At 69.5% G+C, this 13,312-nt stretch carries 13 protein-coding genes and 1 other RNA gene; 8 read left to right on the forward strand and 6 right to left on the reverse strand.

Annotation, left to right across the window (positions count from 1 at the left end):
- Positions 1-25: 25 nt before the first annotated feature.
- The 3 genes from EV385_RS23150 (at position 26) to mctP (ending at position 3,367) form a co-directional block, all read left to right on the forward strand.
- Complete coding sequence (locus EV385_RS23150; protein ID WP_130511356.1) at positions 26-1,327, forward strand: glycoside hydrolase family 18 protein; 1,302 nt, start codon at positions 26-28, stop codon at positions 1,325-1,327.
- A gap of 151 nt (positions 1,328-1,478) precedes the next feature.
- Positions 1,479-1,718, forward strand: coding sequence for a DUF3311 domain-containing protein (locus EV385_RS23155; protein ID WP_130511357.1), 240 nt, complete (start codon positions 1,479-1,481; stop codon positions 1,716-1,718).
- Between the two features lie 5 nt (positions 1,719-1,723).
- Positions 1,724-3,367 carry a monocarboxylate uptake permease MctP gene (mctP, locus tag EV385_RS23160; protein WP_130511358.1) on the forward strand — a complete coding sequence of 548 codons (1,644 nt, stop codon included), beginning with the start codon at positions 1,724-1,726 and terminating at the stop codon, positions 3,365-3,367.
- Positions 3,368-3,423: 56 nt separating this feature from the next.
- Here mctP and EV385_RS23165 read toward each other — a convergent pair whose 3' ends face one another.
- Complete coding sequence (locus EV385_RS23165; protein WP_130511359.1) at positions 3,424-4,191, reverse strand: sulfite exporter TauE/SafE family protein; 768 nt, start codon at positions 4,189-4,191, stop codon at positions 3,424-3,426.
- A gap of 70 nt (positions 4,192-4,261) precedes the next feature.
- Between EV385_RS23165 and rnpB the strand changes: the two genes are divergently transcribed.
- Positions 4,262-4,672, forward strand: an RNA gene (gene rnpB, locus EV385_RS23170) — RNase P RNA component class A.
- 949 nt (positions 4,673-5,621) lie between these two features.
- On the opposite strand, the gene EV385_RS23175 is transcribed toward rnpB, so the two are convergent.
- Complete coding sequence (locus EV385_RS23175; RefSeq protein ID WP_130511360.1) at positions 5,622-6,026, reverse strand: SCO4225 family membrane protein; 405 nt, start codon at positions 6,024-6,026, stop codon at positions 5,622-5,624.
- A 115-nt stretch (positions 6,027-6,141) separates the two neighbouring features.
- Positions 6,142-6,498, reverse strand: a complete 357-nt coding sequence (locus EV385_RS23180) for a hypothetical protein (RefSeq protein WP_130511361.1) — start codon at positions 6,496-6,498, stop codon at positions 6,142-6,144.
- Between the two features lie 421 nt (positions 6,499-6,919).
- On the opposite strand from EV385_RS23180, the gene EV385_RS23185 reads away from it, so the two are divergent.
- Complete coding sequence (locus EV385_RS23185; RefSeq protein ID WP_130511362.1) at positions 6,920-7,444, forward strand: DUF5956 family protein; 525 nt, start codon at positions 6,920-6,922, stop codon at positions 7,442-7,444.
- An 875-nt stretch (positions 7,445-8,319) separates the two neighbouring features.
- Here the strand turns inward: EV385_RS23185 and EV385_RS23190 are convergent.
- The 3 genes from EV385_RS23190 to EV385_RS23200 all read right to left on the reverse strand — a co-directional run bounded on the left by EV385_RS23190 (position 8,320) and on the right by EV385_RS23200 (position 10,493).
- Entirely contained in the window at positions 8,320-8,769 is a 450-nt protein-coding gene (locus tag EV385_RS23190) for a hypothetical protein (protein WP_130511363.1), read from the reverse strand.
- Positions 8,770-8,871: 102 nt separating this feature from the next.
- Positions 8,872-9,882, reverse strand: coding sequence for a CU044_5270 family protein (locus tag EV385_RS23195; RefSeq protein WP_130511364.1), 1,011 nt, complete (start codon positions 9,880-9,882; stop codon positions 8,872-8,874).
- A complete protein-coding gene (locus EV385_RS23200) occupies positions 9,882-10,493 on the reverse strand; it encodes an RNA polymerase sigma factor (protein WP_242625030.1) in 612 nt (203 codons plus the stop codon). Before EV385_RS23200 ends, EV385_RS23195 begins: the two co-directional genes overlap by 1 nt.
- 129 nt (positions 10,494-10,622) lie before the next feature.
- Here EV385_RS23200 and EV385_RS23205 point away from each other — a divergent pair, with 129 nt between their 5' ends.
- From EV385_RS23205 to EV385_RS23215, 3 genes are read left to right on the forward strand one after another with little or no spacing between them, the layout of a single operon-like run.
- Complete coding sequence (locus tag EV385_RS23205; protein ID WP_165449564.1) at positions 10,623-11,387, forward strand: class I SAM-dependent methyltransferase; 765 nt, start codon at positions 10,623-10,625, stop codon at positions 11,385-11,387.
- 53 nt (positions 11,388-11,440) lie between these two features.
- Positions 11,441-12,043, forward strand: coding sequence for a winged helix-turn-helix domain-containing protein (locus EV385_RS23210; protein WP_130511366.1), 603 nt, complete (start codon positions 11,441-11,443; stop codon positions 12,041-12,043).
- Entirely contained in the window at positions 12,036-13,307 is a 1,272-nt protein-coding gene (locus tag EV385_RS23215) for an MFS transporter (protein WP_130511367.1), read from the forward strand. The genes EV385_RS23210 and EV385_RS23215 overlap by 8 nt, the downstream gene beginning before the upstream one ends.
- Positions 13,308-13,312 lie beyond the last annotated feature (5 nt).

Below are 13,312 nucleotides of genomic sequence, written 5' to 3' on the forward strand. Positions count from 1 at the left end.
CCTGATCCCCGCCCCTGGAGGGCCCATGCGCGGATTCTCCCGCCGCCTCGCCGCCGTGGCCGCCGCCGTCCTGACCGTCGGCGCGGCCGCACCCGCCCCGGCGCAGGCGCACGGCCGGCAGGTATACCACAAGGTCGGATACTTCACCCAGTGGAGCATCTACGGCCGTAACTTCCAGCTCAGCAAGGTCGAGGCGTCCGGCGCCGCGGCCCGCCTCACCCACCTCAACTACGCGTTCGGCACGGTGACCGCGGACGGCCGCTGCGCCTCGGCCGACCCGTGGGCGGACTGGGGTACGTCGTTCCCGGCCGAGCTCAGCGTCGACGGCGTCGCCGACGTGCCCGGCCAGCCGCTGGCCGGCAACCTCAACCAGCTCGCCGAGCTGAAGGCGAAACACCCCGGGCTGCGGGTGCTCATCTCGCTGGGCGGGTGGAGCGGCTCGACGTACTTCTCGGACGCCGCGCTCGACGAGCCCAGCCGGGAGAAGTTCGTCGCGTCCTGTGTCGACCTGTGGCTGCGCGGAAACCTGCCCGGCCTCGCCCCCGGCGTGGCCGCGAACATCTTCGACGGCATCGACCTCGACTGGGAGTGGCCCGGCTCCGCCGGCAACACCGGCAACGTGATCCGGCCCGAGGACAAGCGGAACTTCACCCTGCTGGCCGCCGAGTTCCGGGCCCAGCTCGACCGGCTCGGCCGCGACGCGCACCGGCACTACGACCTGACCGCGTTCCTGCCCGCGGCGCCCGCGAAGATCACCGCGGGCTTCGAGGGTACGAAGATCTTCCGGTACCTGGACTTCGGCACGGTGCAGGGCTACGACTTCCACGGCTCGTGGGAGACCCGCACCAACCAGCAGTCGGCGCTGCGGGTGCCCGCCGGGGCCCCGGACGACCCGGACTTCTCCGCCGAGAACGCGATCGACGCGTGGGTGGCCGCCGGGGCATCGCGCCGGGAACTGGTGCTCGGCATCCCGTACTACGGCCAGGGCTGGACCGGCGTCACCGGCGGCGGCAACGGGCGCTTCCAGCCCGCCAGCGGGCCCGCGCCGGGCGTCTTCGCGGCCGGGACCGAGGACTACAAGACCCTGGCGACGCTGCCCGGCAAGGGCTACCGGGTGTACCGGGACTGGCGGGCCGGCAACTCCTGGCTCTTCGACGGCACCACGTTCTGGACGTACGACGACCCCGCGCAGATCCTGCAGAAGACCGCGTACATCCGGGGTGCCGGACTCGGCGGCGCGATGATGTGGTCGCTCGACGGAGACGACGCCCACGCGTCCCTGACCAGGACCATCGCGGCCGGACTCTGGGCGCCCCGGCGGTCCTGACCGGACGATCCACGGCCGGCGCGGGGTGCCGCTCGGCGCACCGCGTCGGCCGTTGGGCGCACGATGATCGGGCCTCGCCCCGTCGCTCGTTAACCTCCTGAATGGAGACCGTGACCCGCGGTCACCGCACTCCGATGAGGAGGTACGGCTCATGGCCGAGCCCGCTGAGCCCGCACCCGCCGCCGAGGCGGGGCCCGCCCGGCGCACCGATCACAGCCCGTGGAACTGGCTGCTGCTCATCCCGATCGTGCTGCCCCTGGTCACCCCGCTGTACAACCGGGACGCGCCCCGGCTGTGGGGCTTCCCCGCCTTCTACTGGATCCAGTTGTCCTTCATCGTCGTCGGCGTCGTGACCACCACGGTCGTCTACCAGATGACGAAGCGGAGGTGACGGCGGTGCGCGACCACATCACCGAGATCGTGATCTTCACGGCTCTGTTCCTGCTCGTCAGCGGCATGGGTTTCGTGGCGGCGCGGTGGCGGGCGCCGCAGGACATGCTGCACCTCGACGAGTGGGGACTGGGCGGGCGCAGCTTCGGCGCCTGGATCACCTGGTTCCTCATCGGCGGCGACCTGTACACCGCGTACACGTTCGTGGCGGTGCCGGCGCTGATCTTCGGGGCGGGGGCCGCCGGGTTCTTCGCCGTGCCGTACACCGTGATCATCTATCCGATGGTCTTCCTGGTGCTGATCCGGCTCTGGTCGGTGTCGCACCGGCACGGTTTCGTCACCCCGGCCGACTTCGTCCGTACCCGGTTCGGCTCGCCGACCCTCGCCCTGCTCGTGGCGATCACCGGGATCGTCGCCACGATGCCGTACATCGCGCTGCAGCTCGTCGGCATCGAGGCGGTGCTCAAGGCCATGGGGGTGACCGGGGAGGGCTGGCTCGCCCGGCACGCGCCGATCATCGTGGCGTTCGCGATCCTGGCCGCGTACACGTACCAGTCCGGACTGCGGGCGCCCGCACTGATCGCGTTCGTCAAGGACACCCTGATCTACGTGGTGATCCTGGTGGCGGTGCTGTACCTGCCGTACAAGCTCGGCGGGTGGGGCCACATCTTCGACGCGGCCGACGCCAAGTTCGCCGCCTCCCAGGCACCGAACGACGGCATCCTGCTCAACGCCAACAACCAGCTTCAGTACGTGACGCTGGCGCTGGGCTCGGCGCTCGCGCTGTTCCTCTACCCGCACAGCGTCACCGGGGTACTGGCCAGCCGAAACCGTACCGTCATCAAGCGCAACATGTCCGCGCTGCCCGCCTACAGCCTGCTGCTGGGGCTGATCGCGCTGCTCGGCTACATGGCCATCGCCAGCGGGGTGCAGCCGCTGCCCGGCTCCCGGCCCGGCACGGTGGACAACAACACGGTGGTACCCCTGCTGTTCGACCAGCAGTTCCCGGCGTGGTTCGCCGGGGTCGCGTTCGCGGCCATCGGCATCGGCGCACTCGTGCCCGCCGCGATTATGTCCATCGCCGCCGCGAACCTGTTCACCCGCAACATCTACAAGGAGTATCTGCGCAAGGACGCCACCCCGGCGCAGGAGGCGCACGTCTCGAAGATCACGTCGCTGGTGGTGAAGGTCGGCGCGGTCGCCTTCATCATCTTCCTCGACCCGCAGTTCTCCATCGACCTGCAGCTCATCGGCGGCGTCATCATCCTGCAGACCGGGCCCGCGGTGGCGCTCGGCCTGTACACCCGGTGGCTGCACCGGGGCGGCCTGATCGCCGGCTGGGTCGCCGGCATGGGCCTGGGCATGTGGATGCTCTACCAGATCCCGAACGCCGCCGGCCGCAAACACTTCGGCGGCTCCGCGTTCCCGCTGTCCGAGTTCGGCTTCGACACCAAGCGGACCATCTACGTCGGACTCGTGGCAGTGTTCGTCAACCTGCTCGTCGCGGTCGTGACCACGCTGATCCTGCGGGCCGCCAAGACCCCGGACGGGGTCGACGGCACCGTCGCCGACGACTACTTCGCCGACGAGGGCGACCCTCGCCTGGAGAAGGCCCGGGTGACACCGGAGGCCGTCGGCTCCTCGACCTGACCCGCTCCCTGGCGAGCGCCGCGACCACGGGGGCGCGGCGCTCGCCCCTATCCTGTCTAGCTGACGAAGGCGCGGACCAGCAGGTACAGGCCGATCGCGGTGCCGAACGAGACGATCACGATCCGGAGCACGGCGGCCGGGAGCCGGCGGGCGAGCCGGGCACCCGCGTACCCGCCGACGATCGTGGCCGGCGCCACGATGAGCACCGCACCCCAGTGCACCGGGCCGAAGATCGCGAAAACCACGATCGTGACCAGGCCGATCGACGCCGACAGCACGTTCTTGAGCGCGTTGATCCGGTTCAGCGTCTCGTCCAGCACCAGGGCCAGCGCCGCCACCAGCATCACCCCCAGCGCCGCGCCGAAGTAGCCGCCGTACACCGAACCGGCGAAGACGACCACCTGCAAGGTGACCGCCCGGCGGCGCCGCGACAGGGCCCGCGGATGCCCCACCAGAGCCCGCAGCCGAGCCTGGAACGCCAGCGCCGCCGCCGCGCCCAGCACCAGGAACGGCACCACCAGCTCGAACGCCCGCGCCGGAGTGGCCAACAACAGCGCACACCCGGCCGCCGCGCCGAGCAGGCAGGTCGGCACCATGACCCGCAGCCGGTGCGCCTGGCCCGCCAGGTCGGCGCGGCTGCCCACCACGCTGGAGACGTACCCGGGACAGACGGCGACCGAGTTCGTCACGTTGGCGGCCACCGGCTGCAGGCCCGCCGCCAGCAGGCTCGGGAAGGTGATCAGCGACCCGCCACCGGCGATCGCGTTCACCGTCCCCGCGGCCAGGCCGGCGACGACGAGCAGCAGAACATGTGCGAGATCCATGACCCGTCCGAATGTACGGGCCGTCACCCGCGCCCGGACCCCGACCCGGCTACCATGTCCGGGCGACGGACGAGTCGGCTGGGCGGTCGCGTCGGCGCCTTCACGGGCGCCGCCGAGGAACGTCCGGACTCCGCAGAGCAGGGTGGTTGTTAACGGCAACCCGGGGTGACCCGCGGGACAGTGCCACAGAAAACAGACCGCCGGCCGTGCCTCGGCACGCGCCGGTAAGGGTGAAACGGTGGGGTAAGAGCCCACCAGCACCCCGGGTGACCGGGGTGGCTTGGTAAACCCCACCCGGAGCAAGGCCAAGCAAGGCCACGGCCGCGAGGCGGTGGCCGGCGCAGGCGTTCGAGGGCTGCTCGCCCGAGCCTGCGGGTAGGCCGCAAGAGCCTGTCGGCGACGGCAGGCCGAGATGGATGACCGCCGCCGGCGACCGGAAGGTCGCCGGACACAGAATCCGGCGTACAGGCCGACTCGTCCGCCGCCCTCGAGGTCACGACCCTGAGGGCGGTGCCGACCTCCCCTTATAGGTGGGCGTTGATGGTCGGTGTTGGCCAACATTGGTTGCCGTCTGACGCCCCGGAGACGCCCCGACGCCCCACAGACGCCCCGAGATCTCCATGGTCGGCCGGTTGATCTCGCGCCTTCGACCTTCTGATCCGTAACTCCGGGCGAATCAAGTGCTCAAGGTTTAGTACGAGTTCGCGGAGGCGCCACCGGTCCGACCTTGCGGCTCGCGACGCGGTTGGTTGCTGTACTTCGCGGCTGTACCATTCGCCAGTCCAAGATCCAGACACGAACTCAACCCAGGGACACAGACTGAACAGCAAGACGGTCACAACTCGGACCAGGCGACAAGATTTTGGGTCGAGACGTCCACGAGTCCGCTACCAGCGAGCCGCACCTGCCATGCACATAAGCAAGAGTCCGCCTATCGTTCCCGCGAGGATACCCAGGCCCCAAAGCCATACTGGCCTGATGGCTGCCATGACAATTCCCGCGATCACGGCGCAGGGCAGGATGTACAGCTCGAGGTAGTACAGGTACCCCGCGTAGTTGGGCTCATCCTGAGGCTTGGTTGCCGCGCTGTGGGCGACCGCTATCGCAATAAGGACATGCGGTAAGGCGCTGATGAGCGCGGCAGGCCACCATCGGCGCGCAGTCATGTGTGCTGCCGCAGAAAGCGGTGGAGCATTTCGCCCCCCGGCGTAATGGGACAGTTGGCTTCAGAGAACTGCGCAGTACTTCAGCATGCGCATCTATCTGTATCGGCGGCTTGCCCCGCTTACTTAGGGCGTCTGCGGCGTTAGGACCGCCACGATGCGAACGAGGCTTCGCAGTAGCCAGCCTGCACGATTAGAGCCGTTTGGCCTAGTCGTGGCCATCCGGTCACCGGGGATCACCGCGGCTGACGCTGGCCCGAATCGCGCCTACCCAACTGAGGTGCTGCCGTCCCGGGCCCGCAGCTGGTCGCCCTTGAGGGCGCGCTCATCGGCAGCCGAGCCGGACGCCCCGGCCCTCGCGTTCAACCGTCTCACCAACGTCAGCACGCCGTTGAGGGCCGCCGCGTTGACCAACGCACCCACCACTACACAGCTCCCGAACACCAAAGCCCAGTGGCCCTCACCGAACAGCGGCAGTAGCAGAAGGTCGTACACCGAACTCGCCATCAGGTAACCGGGCAGGGTCAACAGGGCAGGCACGAGTTCGTGCTTGCTGTAGTCCCACTCGTCCCGCGACAAGATCGACACCACGGCCTCCACGGTCACGACAGCGACCAGGGCCAGGTAGATCCGCGAGAGCCAGCTACCGACGAACCAAGGAACGATCTTCACGGCTCGCATCCTGCGCGTTTTAGCAGGTCAGCGTCGTGAGTACCCGTACCTAGGCACGCTGAGCTGCTCAGACCATCACCCGGTGATCATCGATCGACCCCTGGGGTCGCGCCTGTTACGTCGGCGACAGCAACCAACTGCCGACCAGGCCAACGGTGGCCAGCAGGAAGCCGGCGATCAGGGCAGGGGTGCGAACCGGGCGACCAGCCAGGATGCCAACGAGACCAGTGAGCAGGCCCAGCAGGGCCGCAGCCCCCGGCAGGGGGCGTGCCCAATCCGGCCCGCTCGTCGGGCAGACCATTTGACCGCCGGTACCGATGCAGGCGTTCGACATGAGGTAGCTCGAATCGAAGATCGCGTACCCGACCAGGAGGAACAGCAGGCCGAATACACCGACGAATCCGACGACGTCATGCCGACTGCCGTACCGCCTGCTGGTGAACCATCTAGACCGCACCGTTACCCGTTCCATTCCACTTCTGCCGGCCTCAACACTCGGACGAGGCGCTTGACTGGCCATCCCGCTCGTCCTTGCAAGCGCAGACGGTAATCAGATGACAAGCGCTTTCGCATCGGCCGACGCAGCCGACTAGTCCCCCGAACGGAGGGAGAGACCGTGTGAGGCGGCAGCAGCCGAACGTTCCCGAGGAGTCATCCCGGTCGCCTGGGCTTCGCCATGCCGGGCGGGGGCCCGGCATCCCTTGGGCAGGCGGCCGGGATGACTCCACCCCGACTCCCACCACCCACGAGCCGGGACCGAACCGTCTGGATCATCCTGGGAGCCTGCCCGTCCGGCGAGGATGCCTGTTGGACTGGTTGTTCTGGCAGCCCACCAGTACGCTGCGCTTCCCCGATCGTGAGGTCATCGGCAAGGCGCTGCAGGGGAGACCGACGTGGAGAACCCCGGCACCCGAACAGCTTGGGAGACGGCACCGGTTCTGGATGGGACGACGCCAGACGACCTGCTCGCCGACGAACCATTCCAAACACCGTCCGGCAGCTACTGGGAATGCGGGCACACCGGCTGGGACTTGATGCTCGCGTGGCTGGCCGGGCCTGAGAGCATCGCACGTTTCCCGGACACCCGCACCCACCACTGGCAGGTCGCGGAGGAGATGGGGCCGGGAACGCGGGAGTACCGACTACCCATCCTCGCCGACGAGCTGGCCGAAAACGAGAACGCCGCCGACGAGTATCTCCGCGACGGAGGGGTGCCAGACCGCCGACCCAGGGGATACCGGTGGTTCCAGTTGCTGCCGGAAGGATGGCTCCCGTCGGAGATCCACGCCGCAGCCCACCGCGCGATCGCCGAATCCGGCGTGCTGAGCGGCCACCCCCGCGACCTGCTGCCGATCGTCCGCGTAGCCATCGGGCGGATCTACGGCTCTGACACTGGAAGCCCCGGCCCGTCCTCCTGACTGAGGAGGAGCCGGGGCTTCTGCATGTCCGTTCACGCCTGCCGCAGGGCTGCAACCCCGGCGCCAGCCCGGCCCTGCTGGGCGGCGCGACCGGCCCGCGAAGCGGGCCGTTTTAAACCCGCATAGAAACTCCTCACAACATCAGGCTCGGATCACACAGGCTCGGCACATCAGGCTCGGCACAGGCTCGGCATTGGCTGGATCGGCCCCGCCCGAGCTGGTTGAGGGACCGAGGGTCAATCGAAGGTGAGCTGCGGGAGCCTCATGATCAGCGATCATCGGGGTCTCGGGAATTTTCCATCAGCCGCGCCCAGCGGCCGCCCAACCGCTCTGCACGCGATACCGACTGTAGGTTTGCTCGCCGGCGAGGCTGCCTATAGAGATGTTCTCAGCGGTGCCCGTTCCTTCCAAAGCTTCACCCATTCCCACGTTCCAAGCTCAGAACCAATACTCTACGTTGCGCAGAGAGCATATGACCGACTTGGCGAGGGGGCTTGGCAGCATATTTCTCCCCATGGCTATGAGACTGGGTCGAATGAGGAGGCTGGCAGTGAGCTCAGCGGCCCGCCTGGTGACCTGCGCCTGGGGGCAGGGCACATCGTGCCCATGACTGAGTCTCATCAGGCGGTCCTGAGTGCTTCGAGCAACGGTTCGAATGATCTCGTCAGGCTGGCGATTACAGCTGCGCCTTCTTGGCTGTGCTAAAGCGACGGTCGCCCGATGACACCAGACTTTGTGTAGCCGGCCATCCCGAGTGCCAGGAGGAGGGTCGCTCGTCAGCTGCCCAGGCTGGGTCCCGCCCGGCCGCGCGTCACCGCCGACATCTACGCCCACGTGAGGCCGCCTCTGCACCGCAACGCCATCGAAGCACTCAATCAGGTACTCGACCGCCACCCGGCCAAACCCTCCGTCAGCAGGGCGTTCCGTTGAGGAGGTCGGCGGGTCGTCGGGTCGTGGCGTGCGGGTGCCGAGGTTGACGTACCAGGACCGTCGACCTTTCTGACCGTCACCTGATCGGTGATCCTGTTGCGATCGGAAACCGTGGCGGTGAGGCGGGCGGCATCCGGGTCTCCGGTTACCGGGTTCGCGAGCCAGCTGGTCTGGACGCCGATCCATTTCTGGTCGCCAATGGCGGCGATCTTCTCGTCGATCTCGCCAACCTGGTCCAGCCGTGGGTTGTCAGCTCGACGAGGCGGTCCCGGTCGCCCCGCTGAAGGGCGTCCACGTACGCGTCGATGACCTGTTCCCTGCCCATGCCGGCGGTCGGAGACCCAGGGCAGCATCACCGCCACGGCGAGGATGCATCGAACCAGCTCGCCCTGCATGCGTACTCCCGCACGACTCGCCGTCAAACCCAACAATGATCAGGACCCCGGACGGGACCGGGCCGGCACCGCACCGGTGCCGGCCCGGAGTGTACGGCCGGGTCAGGGCAGCTGGCCCGGCCGGTCGACGAAGGCGGTGACCAGGTTGGCCGACGAGCTCGCCACGTCACCCGCCTGGAAGTCCGCGAAGGCGCGGGTGAGGGTCTTCCGTTCCCCGAGGAACGCGTGGGTGTGCGCGTCGAAGATCAGGTCGGAGCGCGTTCCCCGGGCGTCCTCGGGCATCCCGATCGCCACGCCGGAGCGGCCGGCCTCGTCGGTGACGGCACCGACCAGCTTCGTGCCGGGGACGTCGGCGAGCGCACCGAACACGGCCCCCAGTTGCGCCGGGGTCAGGTACCGCTCACGGATCAGGTCACCGGCGGTGATGAAGGCCTGCACGTCACGCGGATTGTCGCCCTGGCTGTGCTCGTAGAGGTAGCGGCGCATGGCCCCGGCCTCGGTCGGCAGGTCCGCCTGGAACGCCGCATGCGGCTGGCAGGTGGCGGCGTCGTCGACGCCCCGGGCGGGCCGTCCATCCAATCCGACCTTCTTCCCGTTCTTGCACCCGGGCAGTTCGATGCGGTTCCACGGGCCCGTGCTGCCCTTGGCCCGCCGCAGGAGCAGACCGGCCTTGCTCCCGTCCACGGACAGCCAGATCCGGCGGTGCTTGGCGTTCAGCTTGTACTCCGTCTTGCCGCCGGGCAGGTCGCGAGTCTCCACGTCGGAGCCGATGGACTCGACGTACACGAATCGTCCGGGGTCGATCTTGGGGGTGGGCTGGGCCGCCTCGTGAGCGGCCGCCGCGCGCAGGATCTGCGCCGCGGCCGCCTGGGATGCCGGGGGGCGGTGGTCGATGGAGACCACCTGGGAGACCAGTACGGCGCCGGTGACGACCGCGGCGAGGCCGCCGGCCAGCACCAGCCGCCCGGGGTGCCCGAGGCGGCCCCAGCCTGCCCTGCGGGAGCGGGCCGTACCGTGGAACTGTGCCAGTGTCCGCTGGCGGGCTTCCGGCGACGGGCCGTCGGCGCCGTCCAGGGTCGCGCCGAATTCCTTGACTGCGGTCAGCTCGCGCATCATTTCTCCTCGTCGAAGTCGATGGGATTGGTGTCGCCGAGGGCCTTGCGGACCCGCTCGCGGGCCCGGTGCAGCCGGGACCGCACCGTGCCGAGCTTGATCCCGAGCGCGTCGGCGACCTCCTGGTAGGTGAAGTCGTTCCACGCCACCAGCAGCAGCACGTCGCGGTCACCCGGCGCCAGCCCGGTCAGGGCCCGCACCAGCCCGGTCCGGGCCGCGGCCGCGCTGACGTGCTCGGCGACGCGGCTCGCCAGCCCGTCGTCGACCGGTTCGGTCGCGTCGGCCCGGGACAGCGCCCGGTAGCGCGCCAGCTCAGCGCGGCGCCGCCCGGCGATCAGCTTGGTGAGGATCCCGAACAGCCACGGCCGGGCGTCGAGATAGTTGAGGTCGTACCGGTGCCGCCGGCGGAAGGCGGCCAGGAACGTCTCCGAGACCACGTCGTCGGCGTTTTCCGGGCCCAACCGTCGGGCCGCGTAGCGGAACAACTGGTCGGCGTAGCGGTCGTACAGCAGTGAGAAGCATTCACCGTTGCCCAGCGACGCCCTGATGACAGCGGCGTCGTCGGGTCTGGCGCCGACGTCGTCGGCCAGCATGGTGGTGTGAACGGACACCCGTTTTCCCCTCGCCTGGTAACACGAACACCTATGTCTCCGCGCCAGCCCGCCAAAGGGTTCACGGTGTGGGGTGACGGCAGGAATTCCGGTTGCACGTTCGCGCAGGTCAACCAAGGATGCGTGGCCATGTCCAGTGAGGTTGTGGAGCTGTTCGACCGGGTCGCCGATCGCTATGACGAGGTGCTGCCGTTCTTCGAGGCGTTCGGGCGGTTGTGCGTGGACCGGCTGCCCCCGCCCGGTCCCGGTGACCGCCTGCTGGACGTCGGCGCCGGGCGCGGCGCCATCGCCGTGCCGGCCCACGCCAGGGGGTTCGCGGTGACCGCGACGGACGCCTCGGCCGGCATGGTCGGGCGGCTGCGGCAGGAGCATCCCGAGCTGGACGCCCGGGTCATGGACGCGGGCCGGCTGGACTTCGACGACGACACCTTCGCCGTCGTGACCGCCGGTTTCGTCATGCACCTTCTCGACGATCCGCGGGCCGCCGTACGGGAGGTCAAGCGCGTGCTGAAGCCGGGCGGGCTGTTCGCGTTCACCGGCCCGGGGCGGGTGCCGGACGGATTCGAGTTCGCCGACGGGTCCGACGCCCTGTTTGCGGAGTTCGCCCAGTACCTGCCGCCGCGCGGCGGCATGGGTGAACCCTTCGAGGAGTTGGCGGCGCTGGCCGCCGAGGGTTTCACCGACCTCGACGAGACGGATCTGCGCATCGAGTTGGCCGTCCCGGACGCCGAGACGTTCTGGCAGTGGTTGCAGACGCACGGCACCCGCAAGTTCTTCGACGATCTCAGCGCGGGGCACCGGGCGGAGTTCCGCGCCCGGCTGATTGCTGACCTGGAGTCGCGCGAGCGCGTCGTGCTGCACCGGTACGCCTGGCTGTATCGCGGCCGGGCCTGACGCTGATCTCCGTGGGGTTGCTAAAGATATCTTTCTAAAGCATCCTCTAGGGTATGCCGGACGGGACACCTGACCACTCGATCAAGATCACTGACCCGCGCATGCTGCGGGCCTACGCCCACCCGCTGCGGATGCGCCTGATCGGGCTCCTGCGCAGCGAGGGCCCCATGACCGCCACCCAGGCCGCGAGCCGGCTCGACGACAACGTGCCGAACTGCTCGTTCCATCTGCGGCAGCTCGCCAAGTACGGGCTCGCCGAACGCGCGCCGGGAGCCGACGGCCGGGAGCGGCCGTGGCGGGCCACCGCGCAGTCGACGTCCTGGGACGACGACACCGACGATCCGGCCATGCGGGCGGCGGCGGACGAGCTCAACGGCGTGCTGCTGGGCCTGTTCGTGCAGCGTGCCCAGGACTATCTCGCCGTGCGCGCTGACGAGCCCGCCGAATGGCGCGCCGCGGCGGGCTTCAACGACGCGCTGCTGCACGTCACCGCCGCGGAGTTGCGCGAGCTGACGGCGGAGATCGAGGAGCTGTTTTCCCGGTACGACGAACGGCTCACCGACCCGGCGAAGCGGCCGCCGTCGTCGCGCCCCGTACAGCTCATCCAGATGGCGCTGCCGCGCGGCCCCGTACCCGACGGGGGCGACCGTGGGTGAGCCGACCACCCTGGCGCGACCGGCGCCGCCGCGCCGTCGGCGCCTGCCGGACCCGCTGCACCGGCCCGCGTTCCGGCGGTACTTCTCGGCGCAGACCGTCTCCCTCATCGGCGACCAGGTCACCGTGCTCGCGTTGCCCCTGCTGGCCGCGCTCACCCTCGGCGCGGGGCCCGCCGAGATGGGCTACCTGACCGCCGCCGCGCTGCTGCCGAATCTGTTCTTCTCCCTGCCGGCCGGCGCCTGGGTGGACCGGTATCCGCGCAAGCGCCGACTCATGATCGTCGCCGACCTGGGCCGGGCGGGGCTGTTGCTGGCCGTGCCGCTGCTGTGGTGGGCGGACGCGTTGAGCCTGTCGCTCCTCTGTGTCGTCGCCTTCCTGGCCGGCACCCTCGCGGTGGTCTTCGAGGTCGCCCACAGCAGCCTGTTCGCCTCGCTGGTACCCCGCGCGGACTACGTCTCGGCCAACAGTCTGCTCAACGGCAGCCGGGCCCTGTCGTATCTGGCCGGGCCGAGCCTCGGTGGTGTGCTGGTGCAGGTGCTCACCGCACCGTTCGCCCTGGTCGCCGACGTGCTCACCTACCTGGCCTCGGCCCGGCTGCTCGCCCGCGCCGACATCGCCGAGCAGCCCGTGGACCGCAGCCCCGGCCCGCGCCTGGTCGCCGGCGTGCGGTACGTGGCCCGATCCCCGATCCTGCGGGCCGTCCTGCTCGGCACCACCACGCTCAACCTGTTCAACTACCTCTTCGCCGCGCTGTTCATCCTGTACGTGACGAAGCACCTGCACGTCGCCCCGGGCACGCTCGGCCTGGTCATCGGCGCCGGTGCGGCGGGCGGACTGCTCGGCGCGGTGATCACCGGCCCGGTCAGCCGCCGCATCGGCATCGGCCCGGCGCTGATCCTTGGCCTTGTGGCGTTCCCGGCTCCGCTGATCCTCGTACCCGCCGCCGGTGGACCTCCGGCGCTGGTGCTCACCCTGCTGTTCGCGGCGGAGTTCGTCTCGGCCCTGGGCGTCATGCTGCTCGACATCACCGCCGGGTCGGTGCAGACCGCGGCGACGCCGCAGCCGATGCTGGCCGTGGTCGCCGGGTTCGACCGCACCGTCAACTACGGCATCCGGCCCCTCGGCGCGGTGCTCGGCGGCGCGCTGGGCGCCACGATCGGGATCCGCCCCACGCTGTGGATCGCCACGCTCGGGGCGCTGCTCGGGGCCCTGTGGGTGCTCTTCTCCCCGTTGCGCACCATGCGTCAGCTCCCGGAGCAATGAGGCCA

Source organism: Krasilnikovia cinnamomea, from assembly GCF_004217545.1.
Lineage (GTDB): Bacteria > Actinomycetota > Actinomycetes > Mycobacteriales > Micromonosporaceae > Actinoplanes > Actinoplanes cinnamomeus.

Coding starts and splice junctions, on each gene's coding strand:
- EV385_RS23210 (WP_130511366.1), top strand. CDS start 11,441: ATGCCGGACGGGACACCTGACCACTCGATCAAGATCACTGACCCGCGC.
- EV385_RS23190 (WP_130511363.1), bottom strand. CDS start 8,769: ATGCAGGGCGAGCTGGTTCGATGCATCCTCGCCGTGGCGGTGATGCTG.
- EV385_RS23165 (WP_130511359.1), bottom strand. CDS start 4,191: ATGGATCTCGCACATGTTCTGCTGCTCGTCGTCGCCGGCCTGGCCGCG.
- EV385_RS23180 (WP_130511361.1), bottom strand. CDS start 6,498: ATGGAACGGGTAACGGTGCGGTCTAGATGGTTCACCAGCAGGCGGTAC.
- EV385_RS23150 (WP_130511356.1), top strand. CDS start 26: ATGCGCGGATTCTCCCGCCGCCTCGCCGCCGTGGCCGCCGCCGTCCTG.
- EV385_RS23195 (WP_130511364.1), bottom strand. CDS start 9,882: ATGCGCGAGCTGACCGCAGTCAAGGAATTCGGCGCGACCCTGGACGGC.
- EV385_RS23205 (WP_165449564.1), top strand. CDS start 10,623: ATGTCCAGTGAGGTTGTGGAGCTGTTCGACCGGGTCGCCGATCGCTAT.
- EV385_RS23155 (WP_130511357.1), top strand. CDS start 1,479: ATGGCCGAGCCCGCTGAGCCCGCACCCGCCGCCGAGGCGGGGCCCGCC.